A 23436-nucleotide genomic window follows, 5' to 3' on the forward strand; every position below is an offset into this window, starting at 1 on the left:
TCTCTCCTAGCTTTGGTAAAAATGGTTCAGTCCTTTGGCAATGGCTTTCGGATCGATTGTGTAATTCCCGCTCTGTACCTGATCCTTCAGTGCCTCTACCTTTGCCTGACGTTCCTTGCCAAGCTTCGAAACTTCCTGCATCTCTTTCGCAGCAGTTGAAATCTCGATTTTATCAGAAGGTGACTTGCCTGATTTCTCCGCTGAATTCAGCTTATTCATGTTTCGCTGATACGGATTGATATTCTGGTTCCCAATATTATTGATTTTCATATTGTTTCCCTCGCTTTCCTCACGCTCAAAGTGTCTCTATATAAGTATATCGGTAATCTTCCGAATTTGTTTAGGATTCTCGACTGGTGAGTTCTTCCTATTTTTCATTCTGGTTCACTTGTCACGTGTCGTATAGTACGTACGCTGTTCCTTCATCTTTTCTTTCCATTCATTATTCGCCTCAAACTGCTGCAAGTCCCTCTTTAATGAATCCGCGCATCCCTGACAAAGTTTGCCGTTATTAATAATCTTTCCACATTTATCACATGGGTAACCCAGGTTGGGGAATAACTTCGTCTGAATCCGCCCCTTTTTCACCCATTTATATAGAAGTTCTTCTTCAACGCCCGTTTTTTCCATGATGGTCTCCATTGTAGCAGCACGGTTTTCCCTTTTCCTTAGAAATTGATATACCGTCTCGTACATCTTCTCGTCTTCTTTATAACACTTCTCGCAAACGTCACGGAATTTATTCTTCATAAAAAGCGCATTACAGCGCGGGCAATTTGTGATTTCTGACATTTTGATTTCCTCCCGGTGTTCTTCTTATTTCTTATATCGGAAGGAAAACGAAATCTGTTAGCCCCGTGCGAGAGTTAGGGATGTGACTCTTTCGGCACCGGCTGCTTTGAGCAGTTTGGCTGATAGTCTCAAGGTCGTTCCTGTTGTGTAGATGTCGTCGAAGAGGAGGATGGACTGGCCTGCGAGGTTTTTGTCAGTTAGTGTGAAGACCTGCTTCTGCTGAAGCCTTTCTTGACGGGATTTTTTTGATTGTTTTTCCGAGTGGGACCTTGCTAGGAGATGCGAGGCAGTGATTCCTGCTTCTTCTAAAAGGCAAACAGATTGATTGAAGCCTCGTTCATAGTGTCTTTCTTCGCTGAGCGGGATGGGAATGATATGGTCGAATTGGAGCGGCTTTAGGTGTTTTGCAAGTGGAGTTCCAAATGTTTTTGCCAGTGTGTGGTCGCCTCTGTATTTATAGCGTGCTAGATATTCCTTGAGGAAGTCGTTGTATTCAAAGAGAGAAGTGTTTTGCAGGAGGATGCCTTGCCAGTTGGGATTTTCCTCCCAGCGGAAGCAGTCCCGGCACACTTCATCTATTTTCAACTCATCTGAAAGCTTCTCAAGCGAACGTGAGCAATGCAAACACCTCTGTCCCTCTATCGGCTGCAATCCTTTTTGACATTCCCCACAAAGGTATTGAGGATCGCTGCGAAAGAGACCTTTCCATGTGATGGTTTCTTTAATGGTACTTTCGCAGTACAGACAATGATTACCCATTGATCAACCCCCGCTTCCCTGCTTCTTTGTTCATGCTGTAAATGTGCATGATGGCATTGATCATTTCTTTTGTTTTGCCGTAGTGAAAATAGACCACATCCCCTTTTGGGTGATCCGCACTTCTCCCAGCCCTTCCCGCAATCTGAACAAGTGCACTTTCGGTGAAAATTTGGTCCTCGGCCCCAGCTACCGCTACGTCAATACCCGGGATGGTGACGCCCCTTTCCAGTATTGTGGTGGTGAGCAGAATCGGAATTTCACCGTCTCTTATCTTTTGAACTTTTTCTTTTCGGTTTGGGTTTTCTGCGTGGACGGATTCTATGGCGGGATTCAACTTTTGAAAAAGAGGGAGTGCCTTTTCCATTATTTTTACAGACGGGAAAAAGATGAGTGCCTGTTTGTTTTGCTGGAGTCTTTGGAGAGTCCATTTCTTTAGCTGGGAAGGAATTCTGTGTTTCTCAAATGACTTATTCCAATTGCCGCACCAGGCGAACCGTGGCACGGGGATTGGGTGGCGGTGGTAACGGGCCGGTATGCGGATATGATTTTGCTTTTTTGCAGAGCAGTTCTTCTGTGTTTGGGAGTCTGGGGTCGCTGTTAAATAGACAATGGAGGACTCAGGTTTGCGTGCTTTTTCCACAGCATATTTCAGGGTGGGGTCGTAACTGTAGGGAAAGGCATCTACTTCGTCTATGACGATGAAGTCAAATGCTTTTTCGTATCGGAACAGCTGATGGTTAGTTGAGAGGACGAGCTGGCCGTATTCGTGACGGTCATCAGAGCCTCCGTACAGTGTGGTGATAGATGTGTTGGGAAAGACTTTTTGAAGACGCGGTGAAAGTTCGAGTATGACATCGGTCCTCGGGGCTGCGATGCAGACCCGCTTGTTTTGGGAGAGAGCTTCGTGGATACCTTTGAACAGGACTTCCGTTTTTCCTGCTCCGCAGACTGCCCATACTAGTAGATTTTCGTTGGTTTGGACAGTGTCTACTACTCTATTTGATGCTTCCTGCTGGGCTTTGGAGAGGGTGCCGGTCCAGTCGAAAATAGGTTGGTTGCTGGTTGTGGGTGTTGGGCCGCTCCAGGTGATGAGAGGGGTGCACTCCGAGACTCTCCCCATCATGATGCAGTTTCTGCAATAGGTGCAGTCTTCTTTACAGCGGAAACAGTTAAAACGGGCAAATAAATGTTTTTTTCTATTGTCGCAGCGGTGGCAGTGATTGTTCTCCACCCCTTTTCCGTAAGTGATGTAGCCATTCAGGTGGTGTTCGTGGAGGATCTCTATTGAGAATGGCAGTTCGTCTGGGAGGAGGGCGCGGCCGGAGAGGTAGTGTTGGAGTGCGGTAGAATAGTGGAATGATGGATTTGGTGGGAATGGGGTCGGGAGTTGTATGGTGGAGATTTTTTGGAATGCTGTGGTTGGGTTGGGGAGTAGTTGTTCTGGGGTGAGGTGGGTGGATTCTTGTGTAAATCTCATTTGGGTTCCTCCTTTGGTTAAGTAAATTAAAATGGTGGTGCCTGTGCCTGACACAGAATGCCCTATTTGTTCCTGGCACAATTTGAGCGTTTTGTGCCAGGAACAATACACCGTAATTGTGCCTGGCACCAACAAACTTCCCAAATTCTAAGTCGGTTTCTCCCAGTCTTTAATTTTCAATTTTGATTCAACATAGAACTGATACTTTTGCTGGGGATTTTCACCTAAAGTCTCATAGAGCTTTTCCTTATCAGTAAGTTTGTCATCAAACTTACTGATATAACTCTTATAATTACTCCAGCGGTATTCCTCAGGCATATTAGAATTCCTGGATTTCACAGGGTTTAAGTGAACATAGCTGCTGGTATCCAGAAGCTGCTTCATATTTTTAATTTCCTTGGAATAGTAGCGACCTTGAAACACATGTCCAACATAATTGTATTTTCTATTGAAATATCTTGCATAGATGGAATGGATATAATGAATGATCTCAGTAGGGGAATGATTGATGGTTTCGATTACTAAATGGATATGGTTAGGCATTAGGCAGAAAGAGTGTAAGATGAAGGGCATTCGGAGTTTTGCTCTTAATAGAAGTGATAGATAGTGGTGGTAATCCTTGCTTTCCCTAAAAATATTATTTTTCCTGTTCCCTCGTGCAGTAATGTGATAAATCGTACCAGGTGACCATACTCGAGGTTTTCTTCCCATTGAATCATCCTTTCTAGATTAATAATGACCAACTACATATATTCGACACTCTTCTTCATTTTCCTGCTTTTCATATTAAATAAAGCCTGTGCCTGGCACAGATTGGTCGATTTGTGCCAGGCACAATTTGTCGTATTTGTTCCTGGCACAAACCACCTGAATTGTTCCTGGCACAATCACCCCGTTTTGTTCCTGGCACAACTCAACAAAAAAAGCCAGGCACCCAAACCAGCACCTGACCCAAACAATCTATTTATCTCGCCAACCTCTTAGCCCAGCCCATCCCCATCGAGCCTTCACCCAGATGAGTACCAATAACTGGACCAAAATAACTAACATTAAACTCCACATTGGGATACTTCTCAGCTAACTCCTTCATCCACTCAATCGCTTCTTCCTTACGATTCGCATGGATGATGGAAGCCTGATAAGAACCTCCGTCCTTAACCGCAGCCTCCAGCAATCCTTCCACCCGCTTCAATGCTTTCTTACGGGTACGGATTTTCTCGAAAGGAACGATTACTTTGTCTACAAAATGCAGCAAAGGTTTGACCTGCAGCAGACTTCCGATGATCGCCTGAGCCTGTGACAGACGACCGCCGCGCTGCAAGTGCGCAAGGTCATCGACCATGAAGTATGCCTGTACCGTCTCCTTCATTTCATCCAGCAACCGGACAATTTCTTCTGCTCCCTTACCTTCGCGCGCAAGCTTGGCACCTTCTAAAGCATAGAATCCCTGTATCATGCAGCTGATTTCTGAGTCGTAAGGAAAGATCTTGATTTCGTCTACCATTCCGGCTGCCTGCACGGCTCCCTGATAGGTACCGCTGATGCCGCTGGACAAGTGTACCGAGATCACGGCATCATAGTCATGGGACAGTTTTTCAAACAGCTCGACGAATTTGCCGACCGGCGGCTGGGATGTGGTCGGAAGCTTGTCCTCATTACTCACTTCTTCAAAGAATTCACCGGCTGTGATGTCGATTTCCTCGCGGTATGTTTCGCCGCCGAGGATGACGCTCAGCGGGATCATGTGTATGTTTAGAGACTCGCGCAATTCTTTCGGGATGTAGGCAGTACTATCCGTTACAATTGCCGTTTTCATAGTTTTTACCCCTCTTATTCTTTAGTCTTTTATGTCGATCGGAAGAATGCCCTAATGAGCACCTGCCGACAGCTCGTCTACTCTAACCTATGTATCTTAACCATTTTATATGAAAGTTGTTTCGAATGCACCTCTTTCCCCGAAATAGCCATCCGCCAAAAATAAAACAAACGTTTGTTTAAGTAAGGGAAGCCTCATCAATACTGGGTTCCCAAATCTTAATCAAACGTTTATTTAAATTTGCAAACGGGTTATGGTCATCAGTTTGAAAGTCTTTTGGCTGTCTGCAGAATTCTGTCTTGATCCAGGCGGCGACAGATGATCAGATGACCACGCCTTCCCCTAAAATATCCGGAATTTGCAGGAGTTCAAAGACGTCTTTCACTTCTTGCCGGACGTGGGAAATGGTGACTTCTGTTCCTTTTTCGCCAAGGGATTGGACGATGTTGAGCAGCAGTCCCATGCCGGAGGAGTCGACGAACGGTACCTGTTCGAAATTCAGGTTGACTGTTTTATAGGTTTTCAATAGGGGCAGGAGTTGTTCATCGATAATTTCGGTGCTGTCGATGTCGAGGTCCCCTTCGATTTTTACTTCGAGATTCTCATTTTCTTCTTCTGTCGAAAATCTGATCATTGTTCATTCCTCCAACAACTGATTAATGTAGTGTTAGTTTTCCTTCGGAGTCGAGTCGGCCACGGACGCCGTATGTTGTTTGGTTAAAGGTGTATTTCGTGCTTCCGAGACGGATGATGGTGCCTTCCATTGCCTTTTGGATGGAGATGGTCTGGTCGGCCGGGACGGAGATGAGGGTCGGTGTCCCGCTTTCCGCTCCGACTTCGTTGATTTCGACTCCCAGTCTTCCGTAGACTTCCCCTCCTCTGATGATGCCGCTGATTTTCAGTTTGCCTCCGGAATGGATTTTCGTATTGACGGCTCCCTGGCCCAGCACAAGTATGTTTCCGCTGCAGTACATTTTGCTGTTGAGTGCATTCGGGACTGTGATATATGAATCTGGCTCCACCGGGGTCTCGCTTTGTTCGTGAAGTTCTTTCATTTTCATCGATAAATCTTTTATTCTTTCAAGGGAAGTCACTTCGTTGGTAATTGACAGGAACAAATGTGTCAGCGAGACGGATACCTGTCTCCAATCATCCTCCAACAGATAATCTTCACCTTTGCGCACCACTTCGACATATCTTTTGGCCTGAGTCTGGAAATCCTTGAATTTCTTTTCGAGCAGGATGCGTATGAGCGGCTGAAGTCCTCCTCGCGAGAAGTCACTTGATTTGAATGCTGGTGACAGGGTCAGCTGCCTGATGACGGAGATAATCCGTTCTGCATCCCGGTGCAGGGTACCGATCAGGTGGCCGAGTTCGACGATCAAGAGATTGCTCTTCCCGGCTGAAATTTCGGAGCTGATGATATTGCCATATGTGACGATGGCCCCGGATGATGTAATTGTAGCGCTTGTGACAGTCTTATGGACCGTTACGTCCCCTTCTGCTTCAACGACCATCCGTTCATCGACTTCGCCGACAATTTCCACATCTCCCTTGAACCTGATATTACCCGTTGCCAAATTGACATTCCCTTCATGGACAAGTTTCGGCAGGATCGCCACCTTGACCAGTTTCCCACGTTCTTCAACCTGAGGGCGGCCGGATTCCGTCGCGACTATTTTATCATCAACCACACTCACCCCATTGCCGGTACGAACGATAACAGGATGCGTCTGCTTCGCCGGCAGCGGTTCATTGGTCACTGTATATCCCATTTTCCCAGGTTCAGGAGGATGGATAACGGCTACCACCTGCCCCCTTTCCACATTCGGAAGCGTCTTGGTTTCACGGAAATCCACCCGGCCGCCTGATGTCTCCTTAGGTCCTTCATTTATATCGTCAATATTCACTTTTAATTCAACCCAGCCGTCTTTTCCCGGTTGCGCTTTGATTCCTTCCGCTATGAGGAATATCCCCTCACTTTCCGTCTGAGTGGCTTTCACGATTTCATCCTGATAAAACCCATGGATGACCCGCAAATTTTCAAGTTTCTTCATTAAGTCTGAATACCGCAGGGTGTTGACGACCTCTTTCTTTTCCTCTACCCGAAGTTCTATATTGTGACCGGCTTCTGTATCAGGGACAAATCTTGTAATGGTATACCCTGGATCGACCTTCACTTCCACCTTTAATTTATTCAAATCCATTTTGACCGACCATCTGGTTTCCCTTTCCTCATGTTTAACCTTCAGATCATATACGTCTAATTCAGAGACGATGACGGTTTTCTCTTTGACGAGCTGATTATTTTTATAAAATTGTATGCCTTCCCCGATGGTGACCATCGGAAAATGACTGGGAGAAGATTTGCATTGAAGTCTGCCGTTTTCCACCCATACCTTTCCTGCCAAAGATTCAACTTGAGGTTGTTTTATTTTATATGTATCAAGCTTCGGCAATTCGGTCTGGTCTTCCTCGATCATTTTTTCAAGCTCATTGAATACATCGGTTTCTTCCTTGGCTTCAATGGACTCAACCCTCGTTAATTGGACGACCGCCTGCTTTCCCCGGATGCCCATGAATCCTTTCGTTTCCTGCTGCAGTATTTCAATATCTACTTCCTGTTTCGTCGCATCCAGCAGTTCGAGTCCAATGGAGATGGCCTCTCTTATATTTTTCCCTTTTGAAACTACTTTTCGCAAAAAACCACCCCCTATTTATCCATTCAATACAGGTGAATTCAGACTGGAAATGTCCGATTTTTCATCCGTCACTTTTAAGATCACCATTGTGATATCATCTTTTTGCGGTGCCCCAGCGGTAAACTGATGAATCGATTCCATCACGCTTTTCTCCAGCTCACCTGCGGGTTTTTCCCGGTTCTCGGTTAACGTGTCGATCAATCGTTCAAGCCGATACTGCTCGCTGCTTTCATTCTGAGCTTCCACGATACCGTCTGTGTAAAAGAAGATGGTGTCATTTTCGCCGAGTTTGATCGATTCTTCTTGATACACCTGGTTCGGAAGACCGCCTACCATGATCCCCTTCGCTTTAGGGAGTTCTGAGACTTCCTTCGTTTTATCGCTTACCCATAACGGAATATTATGACCGGCATTCGCGTAGGTGAGCGTCCCGGTGTTCGGATCCCAATCTGCGCAAAATAAGGTGACAAATGACTTCAATGCGCGCAGATCCTTGTAGATTGCCTGGTTCATAGCCGTGAGATTATCGCCCGGTCCCTTCGTGCTTTCGGCTGCACTCCTGAAAGCGCCGCGGGTGAGGATCATCAGCATCGCTGCAGGGATTCCCTTCCCCATGACATCCCCGATGACGATGCGGATTTTCCCGTTCAAAAGGGGATAAAAATCATAATAATCCCCGCCGATCAGCCTGGCAGGGAGCGTTGAGCCGACCACTTCCCCTCCTTCAAAAGAAGGAATATCCCCATTCAGGAGCGTGGATTGGATGTTCCGGGCCAAGTTGATTTCCCGCTGAAACGTGCGGTCCACGGCATCATGCGCGTTATTTTCATGAGAGATTGATAGTTTATCCATATACAACTAAATGACCTCCCCTTGAAGGGCATCGAGAATCCGATACAGGCCGACCATTTCGAACACCTGATGCGTGAGGTCATTCACGCCTTGAAGCCGCAGAGTGAACTCTTTTTCCTGTGACAGGTAAATCGCATTCATGATAGAGCCTATCCCCGTGGAGTCGATGAAATCCAATCCGCTGAAATCGATGACCAGGAGATCGACCGTTTCCAATTCTTCGAGGTATGGATCGATCGAGCCTGTCGTCGAAATATCCAGTATGCCGCGCAAGTTCAAAGTGGTTGTCGATTCGTTCACTTCTTTTGTGATGTGTAATCCGTTCACAAGCATCTCCTCCTTACAATTTGAATTTACCGATATAGGCAAGCAGCGTCCTGGATATGTCAGACAATTCCCTCGCCTGTTCGTGGAGGGACTGAACAAGATCGGAAAGCGTAATGGTCGTATCCGTCGTGGCAGCCGTCCTGTCTTTTGCAATTTGCTTGAGCGTATTTACTTTGGCAAGTACGTCATCGGTTTCTTGATGCGAGTTCATTTTCATCACATCTGAAATTTCATCGAGAAAGCTCGTTATTTCATTGAGCTGCTCTCTCGACTTGATCGTCGCTTCCGTCGAGAGGGTATACATCTTTTCAACGGAATCGGATGCTTCCGACTCAAGGATGACAGACAGGCGCTGAGCCTTGATTGCCTGTTCCTGGGTGTCGGTAATCAATGTATTTAATTGATCCATCATCCGGTTTGTGCTTTGCGAAAGGACCTCGAGTTCACTGCCGTCCCTGATCTCACTCTTCACGGTCAAATCACCTTCTTCAAGGGAAGTGATTTGTAATTTAATTTTTTGAAGGTTTTCATAGATACGGTTGAAGAACCTGGCAGTCAGTAGGAATAGCACGACCAGCGACGCAAGACCTGAAATAATGAGAATGATAGAATGGCGGTAAAGCGGTCCGCTCATTTTGTCGTAGTCGAGGGCGATATAGATGGCTTTGCTTTCATCTATCGGGAAGAACATTTTGTATACCTTTTTCCCCTTTACCTTCTCCACGTAAGTCGATTTTTCAACCTTTTCTCCCGTTAGTAGTTTTTTATCTTTTTCAGAAATATAGTTGAACTTTCCTGCTTCGATTTTCTTCAAGGGAGGATAAAGCTTCTCTGCTAATGAAGGATTTTTATAAACCTCGGGATTTAAAATAGCTATTTCGTCTAAAATATCATTCTCTTTCACTAACTTAGCTAGAGTGGCGGCAGTCCCGGCTGTTTCTGTGTATTCATAAACTTCGTTAGCTTCTATATAAGGATTAATCATATAATCTGTACCTGCAGCCACGTAATAGGCATATTTATAGAATGTAGGTTTTTCCGAATTTGAAGCAGATTGTGATATCGGCAAAATTATTGTCTGAGCATCTGAATAAGTCGTGATCGGTAATTTAGGCTCTTTTCCGGATAATAAAGTTTTGGCCACTTCGTAATAACCGAATTCTTTGAAACTAAAGCCAATTTCATTTTTGTCCGTTCCGACAACGCCGGTAACATCATTATTCTTCTCTTTAAAAATGGTAATTCCTGATAAGTTTAATTTGTCCCTAATTTCGGTAAGTTCTTTCTGAGTAATATCTTCTGCTTTTTTCCTGTCCAATAGATCTGCAATATGCTTAGCATGTGATACTAGTTTTAGATCAATCTGATGCTCTATATTCTCTGTTGCAAGGTCTGTTTGATTAATTCCCCTGAGCACATTTTCTGCCAGGGTTTCTGCCTGGTGATTCGTCTGGGTTTCAATCTGATCGTTCATAAAATAAAGCTGAACGGCCCCTGAAATAATAGCAGTGATAAATAGGACGGACAGCACCCCTATGATAAACTGCTTCCGTAATGTTCGATAATTCCCTTTCACTGTCTGTACTCTCCTTCAAGTTGCTGTTGTCCGGTAAACCACTCAATTGTGAGTTCCCTTATTTCCTTTAGTTTGAAATTGCAGACATGCCCTTCCTCTTCATATTCCTTCATTTGCTTTTCCGATGTAATCGTTTCATAAAGACGGTACATTTCTTCATTAACAATCATCCCATCTTTTCTACCATAAAAAATGAAGACCGGTGCCGCATATTCAATTTCTTTGAATTCAGGAATTGGAACTTCATCAGACTTCAATGAGCAGGAGCAATCAATTCTGCTTAAGAAATACCCCGGCATATTCATTCGCTCCAACTCCACCGCCGGACTGATCGCAACTGACTTATCCACGTTCTTATTCGAGCTTCCGTAAAGCACCCATGAAGCTGCAAGGCTTGTCCCGAATAAATGAACCGGAAGATCAGGATAGGTTCCTTTTGCAAAGTCGATCACGTGATGGATAAAACTTTCCCATCTTACCCTTGTCCCAATCACGTCATTCAACAGAAATGTCTCTCCCTGTCCGGGACCGTCGAAGCTCATGGTGATGAATCCTTTTTGCACAAAATCCATTTCGTACGTATAGAGTTCTTCCTTGGATGAGTCGATCGGATTGACGATGATGATGACGCCTGCAGGATTCTCAGGGATCCTGATCCGTCCTGAGCAAAAACTCTGATCCTGAAGGACCAGTGTCTTATAAGTTGTCGGGATGTCCGACAGGGAATCTGCTTTATTCATGAACTGGAGGCATTTTTTATACCAGCTGATTTTCTTCTTTGAGTACATAGGATCAATCCAGTAATTGAGATTGTAATAGAGGGCTGTTTGGCGGTATGCTTCTTCTGCTTCACCGTAACGATGCTCCCTTTCCAATTCTCTGGCCATATACTCTTTTTCTTTCGCAAACTTCGCCCATGTCATTTGCCACTCTTCAAGGGAATGAAGGTGAGGGCGTGCCTTTTCCAAGTCGACTCTATCCAAACCGTGGACAATCCACCTTTCCCAGAAGACATCAAATAACCTTGCTGTTTTTATGGTTCGGTTTATGTTTTTTGAGATGACAGCCGGGTCCATTTTTTTCAAGTGTGTCCACTCCTTTTACTAAAAAGATTTATAGGAAGATGGATAGGCATAGGTGCTTATCCCGTCTTGTTCAGTTTGCCTGAAGGTTCCTCCCTGTTAAAAGACAGAATGATCGTCGAGCCTTCTGATGTCGTATATAAAGAAACCTGCTTTGACATTTTCATCATCAAAGTAAACCCCTGACCCATTGATTTCTTTGTTGAATAACCGGCGAGCAGTGTCGTTTTCGGCAGTTCCTTTAGTGAGAAACCGGGTCCGCGGTCCTCGATGATGAATCGGATTTCGTTTTGATCCTTGTCCTCGATCAGTGTCATCCTGCCTTCTTCCCCATGTTTGATCGTGTTCGTAATTGCTTCGGAGAGCACGAGGAGCCATCCCATGGTGGTTGAATCGTCGTAGCCCATGGCTTCGAGGCTGTCCTTTGCCTTGTGGCGGCAGTCCGGGATGTCGGAAAGCTGTTTGATCTCTCCTTCGCAGAATACCCTGCCTTGTTTGAATCCGATCAGTTCCTGTTCTGAAATAAGAAGGAATTTTCCTTGAGTAGAGGCCATGATGACATCCCTGTACACTTTCCATTTTTCCCATTCCGGAGATTTCGTTGCCGGGGCGTTCTTTTCTGAAGCAAACAGTTCTTCTTTGAATATCTCATATGCTTTTAACATGGCGTTTTGGATCTCAGTTTTAATGTTCATCTTCAGTGTGCGCTCCCGGATATCAAGCCCTTCTTTTGCCCACGTCAGCATCCGTTCGCTCAGGAAAAGGTAAAATTCGTGATCTTCGCTGTTCTCCTCACATACCGAACAGGCAAGGGAAGAGTAAAACACTTCATCGCCTTCCGCCGCCTCGAGTCCTGTGTAATGACAAAGTTTCTTGGCAAGAAATCCCCTCTTCGTCCGGTAGTTAACCTCTTTATACGTCAGATCCAAGGGAAGAGACGGGGCCTTTTTTTCTTGTAATGGGTCTTTGAAAACTTTTTCTAACAGCCGTCTCATGATCGCTCCCCCTAAAGAATGCCGAGCGGCGGCATGATCGTGATTTCATCCACATAGGCGCCCACGGGCTGGGTGATTAAAGCGAGCAAATGGTTCGCCACCGTTTTAGTCGGGATCATGGCTTCAAGATCAGGTTTCAGCTCGATTTTTTCCCAAAAGCTGCTACTGACGGCTCCCGGGATTACAGCCGTTACCTGTACACCATGCTGTCTCCATTCTGCCTGCATGACTTTGGTTAAACCGAGGAGACCGAATTTAGATGCAGAATATCCGCCGCAGCCTGGAAGCGCCGTTGTTCCGGCTACGGATACCAGGTTGAGGATGTGGCCCCTTTTCTTCTCCAACATGTGTTTTCCAATATATTTAGAAGTAAGATATGCACCGCGCAGATTGGTCGATATCATTTGATCAAACGCTTCAACTGAGGAATCAAGGATACTTTCAAATACGCCAACTCCGGCACTGTTGATCAAGACGTCAATGCTGCCAAACTGCCCGATTGCCTTCCTGACAAAATCACGGACGGATTGTTCATCCGATACGTCAAGAGGAAGTTCGAGTACATTTCCTCTTCTTTCTTCTTGATAGCTACGGCTCCCGAGTACAAGATTCGCCCCCTCTTTTTCAAGAAGCAGAGCCGTTTCATGGCCAATCCCCTTGCTGGCCCCTGTGATGACAATCGTTTTTCCACTTAACCGACTATTATGCTCCATACTGAATATCCTCTTGTGGTCCGTAATACTCGAAGTAGTTCTTTTCCGTTTCATAAAGACCGATTTTAAACAGATTTGATAGGTTGGGAGAGAGCAGGTCCCAGATAACGACGGCTACATTCTCAGAGGTCGGATTGAGATGCTTAAACTCTTCTGTGTCTAAATTCAGGTGCTTGTGATCGAATTTCTTCATGATTTCTTTCTCTACCACTGCATCGATATCTGCCAGATTCGCAATCATCCCTGTAACGGGATCAGGCTTCCCACTTACAGTGACTTCAAGATAATAATTATGGCCGTGGCCGTATGGATTGTTGCACTTCCCGAAGATTTCCTGGTTTTCTTCGCTGCTCAGTTGCTCGCTGTGCAGGCGGTGTGCCGTACAGAAATGATATTTGCGTGTTAACCGGACCATTTGTCCATCCTCCTTCTCGGAATATAAAAAGTTATTTTCATGGAGACGAATTTTGTGAAGCTGGCAGTGATCGATTTTCCCATCCAACCCCTTCCACAAATAGTCTGCGATATTCTCAGTAGTCGGGATGTTGTCTTTAAAGTAATCGTTCTCTTTATTCAAAAACTTGCCGTCGAGGTTTTCCGCCACAAAGGATTTGACCACTTTGTCAATATCCGTAATGTTTACGACGATACCGGAGTCACGGTTGAGCTTCCCTTTCACCATCACTTCAAGTGTATATTCATGTCCGTGGCCGTTCGGGTTGCTGCACGGACCGAATACCTGCTGATTCCATTCATCGCTCCACTCTTCCACTCTGTAGGAATGGAGTGCTGAAAAGTACATTTTTCTGGATAGATAAAGCATTTAACACCCTCCTTTTAATCCCTTGCCAAAGCCCGTTCAAACTCATCCACCAAAGCCGTGTTCTCCTTGAACGAGCCTTTCTTGATCGTCGTGACCGTCGAACTTCCCGGTTTCTTCACTCCCCTTGCACACATGCATAGATGCTGCCCTTCCACACTGACGATGACGCCTTCCGGCTGAAGGACGTTCATGATGGCGTCGGCCATTTGCTGCGTCATCCGCTCCTGTACCTGCGGACGTTTGGAGATCAGTTCTACCAGTCTTGCAAACTTGCTTAAGCCGACGACTCTTCCATTCGGGATGTAGCCGATGTGCGCCTTTCCGAAAAATGGGATGAGGTGATGTTCGCAGAATGTGTAGTAATTGATGTCTTTTACCACGACCATTCCCTCGTATTCTTCTTCGAACGTAGTCGTCAAGGCGATTTCGGGATCGACACCGACTCCTTCGAACACTTCCCTGTACATTTTCGCTACACGTTTCGGCGTATCAAGAAGTCCTTCACGCGTTGTATCTTCCCCGAGCAATTCCAGAATCGCCCGTACGTGATCCTCTAATAATCCTGTTTGCATTTCGATTGTCATGGTTCATTCCTCCTAGTTTCTGAATACAAAAAGACCCGCCAAAAAGGTTGGCGGGTCTGCTTGAATAAGAGTAGCATTTTTCACTACTCTTCCCATCGCTTCTCCAATCCTTTTCGGTAACCCGGCGATCGTAGCTGGTACAGCCTTAGACCCGTAGCTTTGCGTCCTTACTTTTCAGTAAGTTTGCCATTATCGAAGGTATTCTTTTTTATTGTTGTTTGACTAACTGTTTAAGGTCTTCCGTGATCGATGTACTAAGATTCTCATCACCGGTAAATTCGACCCCGTAATGGAAGCCTTGTCCGTGAATCCTCTGCCATACCAGGATGCCCGGAACGATCAAGCGTTCAGTGTAAAGGATGAATTCCATCTGGACACTGACTTCCTGATGGACGGGGATATCAAACAGGGTACTCAGCTTACACCCTTTGGGACTGATGTCAATCAGTTCTCCTTCCCCTTTGCCTGTGTTGATGCGAATATGCTCGACCCCGACAATGGAGAACGAACACGGAACCGGCTGTGGAAACGTATAGCGGTATGCTTCCTCCCTTTTATACATCATAGGCATATACTCCTAGTATCGGCTATTCCTTCAAAATTGTAAATATGAAAATGATTTCTTCCGTTTTCTTTTGCTTTATACAGGGCTTCATCGGCGTATTTAATGATATCTTTATAACTTTGCTTATACGGCGGATAAAAATTGATGCCGATTGAAGAAGTGGTGGTGAACACACGCTTCTCGATTTCCCATTCCTCCTGTAGGGATTCGATGATCCGCTGTGCAATTGACACTACCTCCTCTTCCTCCTTCAACCCGGGAATCAACAAAACGAATTCATCGCCTGCAAACCTGGCCAGCACATCATCTTCCCTCAAGCACGATGTTACCTTAGCTGCAAACCGAATGAGTAATTGATCCCCGACATCGTGCCCCATTGTGTCATTTACCTTCTTGAATTTATCCAGATCCATGAAAAGGACGGCAAGTTTCGTTTGCGTCCTGATCGCTTCGTCCATGGCTTTTTTCAATTCGGTTATGAACAACGTACGGTTTGGGAGTCCGGTCAGGTGATCGTAAAGAGCAAGCTTCCTCAGCTTTTCTTCATACAATTTACGCTCGGAAATATCTCGCCCTTCTGTGATGATACTGACAATTTTCCCCTCTTCATCAAATATCGGTGTCCCGACGGAATCAATCCAGACCCATTCCCCGCTTTTTTTGGCGGCCCTGATCTCGATGGAGGCGGACTCTTCTGACTGGATGATTTTATTGATCAACCAATCTATTTTATACATATCTTCCTGATGAAGAAAACATTTGAATGACTTGTTCAGATAATGATCTGGGTCGATATCCAGGATGTGCTGGTGGGAAGGTGATGCATAAAGGACGTTGCCCTCAAGGTCCAGGACTTTAATCAGATCGGAAGAATGTTCGGCGATCAGCCGGTATTTCTCTTCACTTTCCTTCAGCTGGTCCTGTATTTTCTTCTGCAAGGTCACATCTTTATAGATGATGACCGCTCCGCCCCAATTGCCCGATTCATCATAAAGAGGGGAATAGGAGGCAAGTACATCGACTTTGTCCCCGCCTTTAGCAACCCGCTTTGTGAAATAAGCGGGGATGCTGTCGCCGTTTCTTAATTTGCGGAGTATTTCTCTGATATCTTCCCAATAACCATTGGGGATAATGGAAACACTCCGGTCACTTTTCAGTTCTTCTTCCGTCCAGCCGAAGACTTCTGTAAATGCTTGATTTACGTGAATGAAGTTGGCATTCTCATCAATCATATAAATGACATCTGTTGTACTGTTCCAGACAAGTTCAAGTTGATTTTTCACAAACTCGATTTCTTTATCTTTCGTTCTCCGTTCCGTGATATCCCTCGCGATTGCCAGGATGTGTGTACACTCTCCGGATTCTTTGAAAATAGGGGTGACGGTAGTTTCAAAATATGTGACCCCTTTTCCGGCACTGCCCCACTTTCCTGAAGAGGGACCGGCCATTTCTTCTTCATACGTCAGCGAGCTCCCCAACCGGACCGCTTCATCATATTTTGTAATGACCAGCTGTGCCGTATGTTCATCGAGCACCTCCGTCATGCCCCTGCCGAAATCTTCATTGGTCAAGCCGGTGAAATTTTTCGCGGGATCGTTCGCGAACATATACTCATACGATCCGTCCACTTTCACCTTTGAAAGGTACACCAGGTCAGAAATATTATTGAAAAATTTTAGAAAGAGATCAATATTCGTGATCACTTCCAATAATGGTGTATTCATCTTTTTATTTCCCCTTATATGATAATTTGCAGATCATATTATGAACGTTCTGAATGCAAAGGGAACATTATAATGCAGGTAACACAATTTCTACTGAGGTGCCGATGTGCTCTTCACTTTCGATTGTAATCGTGCCTTTATGCTGTTTGATGATGCGGAAACACAGCATCAGTCCCAATCCTGTTCCTTTTTCCTTATTGCTGTAAAAAGGTTCACCAAGCTTCTCGATCCGATCCTTGCAAATCCCTATTCCATTATCAGTGACCTTGAACACTATGCTGCCTCCTGATTTACGGGCCTTCACTTTGATGATACCGCCATCAGGCATTGCCTCGATGCTGTTCTTCATCAGGTTGATCAACACTTGTTTGATCTGGTTCAAATCACAACTCAACGGGCCTACTTCCTCTTCCACCTCCACTTCGATTTGCACATTCATAAGATTGGCTTCCGAGGAAAATAACGTAATGACATCTTTTATCAGTGTTCGAGGATCTGCCACCTGCAAGTTGATAGGCTGTGGCTTTGCAAGACTCAGGAATTCTGCCACGATCTCTTCGATCCGCTTGAATTCATCGTAAATGACGTGATAATAATGATCTTGGATCATCCCTTTTTGAAAAAGCTGGATGAATCCTTTAATGGATGTGATGGGGTTCCTGATTTCATGGGCCACCCCGGCTGCCAGTTCCCCGACCACAGAAAGCTTTTCAGAGTCCCAAAGAAGCTTTTCTGCCCGTTTCTTTTCGGTGATGTCCCTGCCTACAGCCACGATCTGTTCCACCTCTCCATCTTGGCCCAATATCGGGGTGACGGAGGTTTCCAGGAGCATCCACTCTCCTTTCGCATGACCATAGCGGAATTCGATCTGTATCGGCTTTTTATGTTCCAGAATGTACTTGAGGTTTTCGACTACAAACGGCTGGTCTTCGGGATGGAAATAGTCGAATACATTCAGTCCACCCGGCATCTTGTGTCCGCGGTAACCGAGTACCGTCTCATGCGAAGGGGAGGCATAAAGGAGATTGCCTTTCACATCGATGATGCTGATCAAATCGGACATATTCTCGGCAATGAGCCTGTACTTCTGTTCACTCTCCCTGAGTGCTTCCTCCACTTTTTTCTGTTCGGTCATATCAATACAGGAACAAATGACCTCTTCGACGACCCCGCCTCTTTTCACTGCCCGGAGTTTTGCCACGTAGTGGACATGATTAATGATGCCTTCATAGGAGACGTTTTCCTCACCCTTCCATGCTCTTTCATAATGAACGTTCTTTCTGGATGCCTCTTTTTCATCAAGAATTTCGAACAGGTCCTTCCCGACGATTTGCTCCGGGATCATTCCAAAACGATATAGAAGTTCCCCTTCACAGAAAGTATGGACATAGCGGTCACCTATTTTCTTATATTTCAAAGTCAGCCCTTGCTGAAGGCGGATTGTTTCATGCAATTCCCTTCTTGCTTCACGGACCAGCTCTTCAGCCCACATACGCTCGTTCAATTCCTGGGAGATTCCGCTTCTCAGGACGATTTGCTGGACTTCCCCAACCATACCTTGCAGTTCTTCCGGGGGAAGTGGACGGCAGAATAAGAACCCCTGACCTTCATCACAGAGGTGCTGCTGAAGGAATACAAGCTGTTCCTGTGTTTCAATCCCTTCCGCTACCACGTTCAGGTTCAGGTGGTGGGCCATCGAAATGATCGTCTTGACAATCGTTTCATCATTCGGGTGATTGTGAAGCTCCCTGACGAATGACTGATCGATTTTCAACGTATCGACAGGGAATCGTTTTAAGTAGTTCAAGGAACTGAATCCAGTTCCAAAATCATCGATGCTGATTTTCACACCGAGAGTTTTTAATTTTTGAAGTGTTTCAATCGCCCGATTCAGGTCTGCCGTCATGCTTTCGGTTATTTCAAGCTCGAGGTATTTGGCCGGAAGACCCGTTTCTTTCAGGGCATTCTCCACGATTTTGACCAAGTCGGTTTGTGAGAACTGTCTGGGTGAAAGGTTGACCGATACAATCGTTTTCAAACCTTTTTTATGCCACTCCATGTTTTGCCGGCAGGCCTCGTATAAAGCCCACTCCCCCATGGGGATGATCAGGCCCGAGTCCTCCGCGATCGGAATGAAGGTTCCTGGTGAAACCATGCCCCATTCCTTATGCTTCCATCTCATCAGTGCTTCAAAGCCGATGATCATTCCTGTCTTCAAACTGAGTTTCGGCTGATAGTGCAGGACAAGTTCACTTCGTTCAATTGCTTTGTGAAGCTCAATCTCCATCTTCAGGGGATTCACTTTCTCATTCAGCTGCGAGGAGGAGAAGAACTGGAACGTTTTGTTCACGCTCTTTTTAGCCTGATACATGGCAAAATCGGCGTGTTTGATCAGTTCGTCGACTGATTTCCCATCTTCAGGGTAAAGACTGATGCCGATACTCGGGGAGCAGTATATTTCATAATGGTTGATCATAAAGGAAGCCGCTAACGTTTCCTGGACCGCTTTTGCCGCTTCTTCCGTTGACCGGATATCGGCATCCGGCAGGATCATGATGAATTCATCCCCGCTCTGCCTGAAGAGGAAATCTCCTGGAATTGAAATTTCTTTCAAACGGAATGCAACCTGCTTGAGGAGAATATCGCCGATATGGTGGCCCATGCTGTCATTCACAATCTTGAAGCGATCAAGATCAATGAACAATACCGCCAGCTTTTTATTCAAGGTGCGGGCTTTGTCGATTTCTTCCTGAAGGCGGTTCTCCATCTTATACCGGTTGGGGAGGCCGGTGAGATAATCATGAAAAGCTCGGTGCATGATATCCTGCTCATACTTTTTCCTGTCCGTGATATCTCGGTAATTAACGACCACTCCATTAACATTTTCATCCTGGAGCAGGTTCGTTACATTGGCTTCGCAATGAATGATTTTCCCGTTCCTTGCGATCATCATAAATTCATCTTTGATCATCCCGTTCGGAATTTGCAGGAGTTCCCCGAGCAGTTTCTTTGCTTTCTCCGCATCACATGAGGTCATATAGTCAAAACAGCTGTTCCCGATTACCTCGTCAGGATCATACCCCAGTATATTGAAGATCGACGGGCTCTCATACATAATAATCCCATTTTCATCCAATATCGCCAGGACATCTGCTGAATGCTGGAGAAGAGATTCAAACTTCGCATTGCTACTTCTGACAACTTGTTCAAGTTCCTTGTTTTCTGTAATATCCTTTGCCGTCCCGAACGCACCGATTATTTCGTCTTCGTACTTTGCGGCAATCACCGTAATCGATACATGCCTGACTCCCCCATCAGCCCTCACGATCCGGAATTCGCGGTTCTGCACCTCGCCCATCAACGCACCCTGAAAATATTCTTTCACCAATGACAGGTCTTCCTCGTGTATGTATCCAGAGAAGTGAGAATGCAGTAACTGGCCACTATCCGCTCCAGTCAAGACCTCAAGTCCCTGATTGATATCTATGAAATAGCCTTCTTCATCCAAGAGGAATAAAGCATCGGGGAAATTTCCGAATAACTGTTTATAGTAATTATTCTTATTGATTCTCTCAATTTTTTTCCCTTTTTGAATGGTTATGAAATTCTTCATCTTTATCCCTCCGAATAGCAGTGTCTTTGAAACATTTTACCTCATTCTTTTGCGTCTATCTTCAATCTGATGGTCGTGATGATGGGGCTTTTATATTGATAGTGATGGTGCAGCATATGGAATTTCATGAATTCCAGCCGCTTCAGCCTATCAACCAATTCAGTTTGATCAAATCCGTGAAACTGAAGCTTTTCCACTTCAATCTCATCAATTTCATTCCTTTGGATTAAAATTAACAGGATCCTGGTAATGACGAAATTCTCAAGTATCTTCACCGTTCAACAATACCCTTCTTGACGGCACCGTTCATATACACTTTCCTTTCGAAAGTTGAAATAGTATGTTACTAATATTGTCACTTAATGTTGAATCCCCGTATATCACCTTTGATTCTTATTTTTTGTATCAATCATCCCCTCTGACGAAGGACTATTATCCTAGTGAAAGTAAAAATAACCTTTCAGCACATTGAAAATCGACATTTTTTCTTCTAATGCTAAATAGTAGTCGGTGAAGCAGGTTGTCAGAATCCTGATTTGACCGGGTTTCTCAGCTTGTTTCCTATAAAAGACATTCCTGCCAAGGAAAAAATAGGAACCATTTCCTATTAAGATTTAAAAAGCAAAAAAAAGAACCCGCTGCTAACGGGAACTTTACTCTTCTGCCGGGGAATATCCCAGCTTATATACTTTTGCAATTGCTTGAGAGCGGTCTGTCACTCCAAGTTTTTGAAGGATCTTCGTCATATGGTTCTTGACTGTATGATCACTGATGAATAATTCTGAGGCGATTTCCATATTGCTGTACCCTTTTAAAACGAGTTTCAGTACATCTGCTTCGCGTGTGGATAACTGAGTAAGTTCTTTAAGATCTTTTCTCACTGCTTTTCCAGCAGCCGGCTTTCCGGCTACTTCTTGTGCAGGTAGATAAATATTGCTTTCAATCACATGCTGGTGGCTGATATAGTCAACGAACTGGTTTTTCAGCTTTTGTGAGATGAGGGACATGCCGGCTGCCTCTTCCATGCGTTCTCCGGCCGTTACATAGGAATAGATGAGAGCAAGTATCTCACTGGCTTTATTTGAAAATGCTTTCTGTTCCTCCCGATGAAAAAATTCACTCAGCACAGACTTGACCTCTTCATTCCGGATCAATTCATTCGCAATGTCGCCATTGTATTCAACCAGCAGACTGGCTTGGGAAAGGATTTCTGTCAGACTTTTATCAACATGTGCAGTAAAGTCTTCGGTGAGCTCCTTCACCCTCATGGTCCGTTCATATTTTTCAGGGCCAATCTGGGATAAAATCTTTCTGAGCATACGGAAAACATAGTCGGAGGACAGGGAACTCCGGTCATGATGATGCAAATGCATTGAAATGCTTCCGGCCACTGCCAGGCTGGATAAGAAAGATTCATAGTTTTCCGGATCATTCTTCATGTGACATCCTACACACAGTAACCCGTAGAAATGATCGTTAAAGACAAGCGGAAATTCCAATACTTTCTCACCCCAGCTTGTCTGATGGACCTCCGGATGGGAAATGTCAAGGTCATGGACATTTCGATTTGATACTCTCCTGGCGGCATCTGCGCCGTAATCATTTATTTCCTCCGCAGTCAGCCCCCTTGAAACAATCTCCACTTTCGACTGGTCGTCAGCCGGCTTCGAAATGATGCAGGAAAATGGCCCTCTTATCACATTGATACTTATATCAACAAGGATATATAAAATGCGCTTTATGTCTTCTACAGACGTTATGACCTTGAAGATTTCATTGAATGTCGACAGTTCCATTAAATGATTTTGAAGATCCGAGCGCAAACTTTTCGCCGTCATGACGATGCTGAGAACGGATGCCTTCAGATGGGCATGCTCCCGGACTTCTTTTTCAGTTAGATCTGTTTCATAACTTCCGCCGAAATAGACACCTTTTATTTGATGATCACCGTAGACAGGTATACAAAACAGATTCTTTATGTTCATTCCTTTTAATGTATACAAGTGATGCCTGGGATCAAGGGAGGCGTTTTTCCAGAACTGAAATTGTTCAATGGCGATTGTATGACCAAGGAAGCCTTCTCCGAGCACAAAAGAATGATCCTTCATCCAGTCGGCATGTTCCCCTTCAATGAACTTCACACAATAATGACCTTTTCCCTCCTTCATTTCAAGGGCAAGGCCGATAAAATCAAATTGATCATTTGTGGATAGGATGTCTTTCATGATGGTATCAGCGATGCCCCCATCCTCCCTGGCCTTTTCAAGACTTTGCTGGATGACGCGGAACTTCTTCTTGTTCTGTGACTTTTGTTCGGCCATCGTCAAATAATCCGACATGATGTCAGAAGCTTTCCTGACAAGATCTACCTTGTTTCTTTTTTCATCCTCCGAACTTTCCGAGACCGTGGCCAGAGTACATGCTACATTCGAAGTCTTTTCTTCAATTGTTTCCATATACTTTTGAACAAAGCTTCTTGAAGATTCATCAAAAATATAGCCGGCAAACAAAAAATATGTCAGTTTGTCACTTACTCTTATCGGCGAAAGAATGAATTTTGCACCAGAGACGGAGTCCATCAAAACAGCATTCGTTAATGTGCCCAGCTGCTCGATTACGTGAACGAGTTTTTCCCGTGCCCGATGCCTTTTAAAGATCAACCTGGAAAAATCGTCCTTGAAAGATACATCCGTAATCCTTTTTCCTTCTTCGTCGACCAAGACCATCGTGAGATCAGCCAGACTCGCATAAGCTTCCTGAATTTCTTGTAAAAATGCTACATTCCATTCCATACAGGACCCTCACTAATGTCCACCCATACAGGCTGTATGTAACGGTAGATGCTCTGTGCTCCGTTGCCGATTACTTCAAGGATTGAATTTTCAACAAGACTTTCAAGTACGGGATGCAAATCTTCAAGATTGCGGCCAAGCCGGACTGCCAGCCCTTCAAGAGTCTCAAACGTATATGGATTTTCCTGAAAAAACAAGGTGCATTCTATTTGCAGCGGGTTCAATTCAAAAGACACCATTTTCG

The 23436-nt window shown here is 45.0% G+C and carries 22 protein-coding genes and 1 riboswitch; all 22 genes read right to left on the reverse strand.

What is annotated here, in order from left to right; translation table 11 throughout:
- Positions 1-6: 6 nt before the first annotated feature.
- The 22 genes from flgM to ACKA06_RS05680 all read right to left on the reverse strand — a co-directional run bounded on the left by flgM (position 7) and on the right by ACKA06_RS05680 (position 23431).
- A complete protein-coding gene (gene flgM / locus ACKA06_RS05575) occupies positions 7-270 on the reverse strand; it encodes a flagellar biosynthesis anti-sigma factor FlgM (RefSeq protein ID WP_411159185.1) in 264 nt (87 codons plus the stop codon).
- Positions 271-384: 114 nt separating this feature from the next.
- Entirely contained in the window at positions 385-792 is a 408-nt protein-coding gene (locus ACKA06_RS05580; protein WP_411159186.1) for a TIGR03826 family flagellar region protein, read from the reverse strand.
- Between the two features lie 57 nt (positions 793-849).
- On the reverse strand, positions 850-1551 hold the full coding sequence (locus tag ACKA06_RS05585; RefSeq protein WP_411159187.1) for a ComF family protein: 702 nt from the start codon (positions 1549-1551) through the stop codon (positions 850-852).
- Entirely contained in the window at positions 1544-3028 is a 1485-nt protein-coding gene (locus tag ACKA06_RS05590; protein ID WP_411159188.1) for a DEAD/DEAH box helicase, read from the reverse strand. Before ACKA06_RS05590 ends, ACKA06_RS05585 begins: the two co-directional genes overlap by 8 nt.
- A gap of 147 nt (positions 3029-3175) precedes the next feature.
- A complete protein-coding gene (locus tag ACKA06_RS05595) occupies positions 3176-3739 on the reverse strand; it encodes a transposase (protein ID WP_411159189.1) in 564 nt (187 codons plus the stop codon).
- 253 nt (positions 3740-3992) lie between these two features.
- Positions 3993-4844 (reverse strand): DegV family protein, encoded by an 852-nt coding sequence (locus ACKA06_RS05600; protein WP_411159190.1) that lies wholly within the window; start codon positions 4842-4844, stop codon positions 3993-3995.
- 322 nt (positions 4845-5166) lie between these two features.
- Positions 5167-5478: an STAS domain-containing protein gene (locus ACKA06_RS05605; RefSeq protein WP_411159191.1), complete on the reverse strand. Its 312-nt coding sequence runs from the start codon at positions 5476-5478 to the stop codon at positions 5167-5169.
- Between the two features lie 22 nt (positions 5479-5500).
- A complete protein-coding gene (locus ACKA06_RS05610) occupies positions 5501-7546 on the reverse strand; it encodes a flagellar assembly protein A (protein WP_411159192.1) in 2046 nt (681 codons plus the stop codon).
- A 15-nt stretch (positions 7547-7561) separates the two neighbouring features.
- Positions 7562-8398, reverse strand: a complete 837-nt coding sequence (locus ACKA06_RS05615; RefSeq protein WP_411159281.1) for a PP2C family protein-serine/threonine phosphatase — start codon at positions 8396-8398, stop codon at positions 7562-7564.
- A 6-nt stretch (positions 8399-8404) separates the two neighbouring features.
- Complete coding sequence (locus ACKA06_RS05620; protein WP_411159193.1) at positions 8405-8725, reverse strand: STAS domain-containing protein; 321 nt, start codon at positions 8723-8725, stop codon at positions 8405-8407.
- A gap of 13 nt (positions 8726-8738) precedes the next feature.
- Positions 8739-10301, reverse strand: a complete 1563-nt coding sequence (locus tag ACKA06_RS05625; protein WP_411159194.1) for a methyl-accepting chemotaxis protein — start codon at positions 10299-10301, stop codon at positions 8739-8741.
- Positions 10298-11386 carry an alpha/beta hydrolase gene (locus ACKA06_RS05630; protein WP_411159195.1) on the reverse strand — a complete coding sequence of 363 codons (1089 nt, stop codon included), beginning with the start codon at positions 11384-11386 and terminating at the stop codon, positions 10298-10300. The genes ACKA06_RS05625 and ACKA06_RS05630 overlap by 4 nt, the downstream gene beginning before the upstream one ends.
- 56 nt (positions 11387-11442) lie before the next feature.
- Positions 11443-12378, reverse strand: a complete 936-nt coding sequence (locus ACKA06_RS05635) for an ATP-binding protein (RefSeq protein ID WP_411159196.1) — start codon at positions 12376-12378, stop codon at positions 11443-11445.
- A gap of 11 nt (positions 12379-12389) precedes the next feature.
- Positions 12390-13091 (reverse strand): SDR family oxidoreductase, encoded by a 702-nt coding sequence (locus ACKA06_RS05640; RefSeq protein WP_411159197.1) that lies wholly within the window; start codon positions 13089-13091, stop codon positions 12390-12392.
- Positions 13081-13914, reverse strand: coding sequence for a 6-carboxytetrahydropterin synthase (locus tag ACKA06_RS05645; RefSeq protein WP_411159198.1), 834 nt, complete (start codon positions 13912-13914; stop codon positions 13081-13083). The genes ACKA06_RS05640 and ACKA06_RS05645 overlap by 11 nt, the downstream gene beginning before the upstream one ends.
- A gap of 14 nt (positions 13915-13928) precedes the next feature.
- A complete protein-coding gene (folE, locus tag ACKA06_RS05650; protein WP_411159199.1) occupies positions 13929-14498 on the reverse strand; it encodes a GTP cyclohydrolase I FolE in 570 nt (189 codons plus the stop codon).
- Between the two features lie 112 nt (positions 14499-14610).
- A riboswitch (cyclic di-GMP riboswitch) is annotated at positions 14611-14696 on the reverse strand.
- A gap of 10 nt (positions 14697-14706) precedes the next feature.
- Entirely contained in the window at positions 14707-15063 is a 357-nt protein-coding gene (locus tag ACKA06_RS05655) for a PilZ domain-containing protein (protein WP_411159200.1), read from the reverse strand.
- Positions 15060-16787: a sensor domain-containing protein gene (locus tag ACKA06_RS05660; RefSeq protein ID WP_411159201.1), complete on the reverse strand. Its 1728-nt coding sequence runs from the start codon at positions 16785-16787 to the stop codon at positions 15060-15062. Before ACKA06_RS05660 ends, ACKA06_RS05655 begins: the two co-directional genes overlap by 4 nt.
- A gap of 67 nt (positions 16788-16854) precedes the next feature.
- Entirely contained in the window at positions 16855-20400 is a 3546-nt protein-coding gene (locus ACKA06_RS05665) for an EAL domain-containing protein (protein WP_411159202.1), read from the reverse strand.
- A 41-nt stretch (positions 20401-20441) separates the two neighbouring features.
- Entirely contained in the window at positions 20442-20675 is a 234-nt protein-coding gene (locus tag ACKA06_RS05670) for a hypothetical protein (RefSeq protein WP_411159203.1), read from the reverse strand.
- Between the two features lie 378 nt (positions 20676-21053).
- Complete coding sequence (locus tag ACKA06_RS05675) at positions 21054-23192, reverse strand: LuxR C-terminal-related transcriptional regulator (RefSeq protein ID WP_411159204.1); 2139 nt, start codon at positions 23190-23192, stop codon at positions 21054-21056.
- Positions 23177-23431, reverse strand: coding sequence for a hypothetical protein (locus ACKA06_RS05680; RefSeq protein WP_411159205.1), 255 nt, complete (start codon positions 23429-23431; stop codon positions 23177-23179). Before ACKA06_RS05680 ends, ACKA06_RS05675 begins: the two co-directional genes overlap by 16 nt.
- Positions 23432-23436: the final 5 nt, after the last annotated feature.

The organism is Rossellomorea oryzaecorticis, from assembly GCF_045897515.1.
In the GTDB taxonomy this organism is placed as follows: domain Bacteria; phylum Bacillota; class Bacilli; order Bacillales; family Bacillaceae_B; genus Rossellomorea; species Rossellomorea enclensis.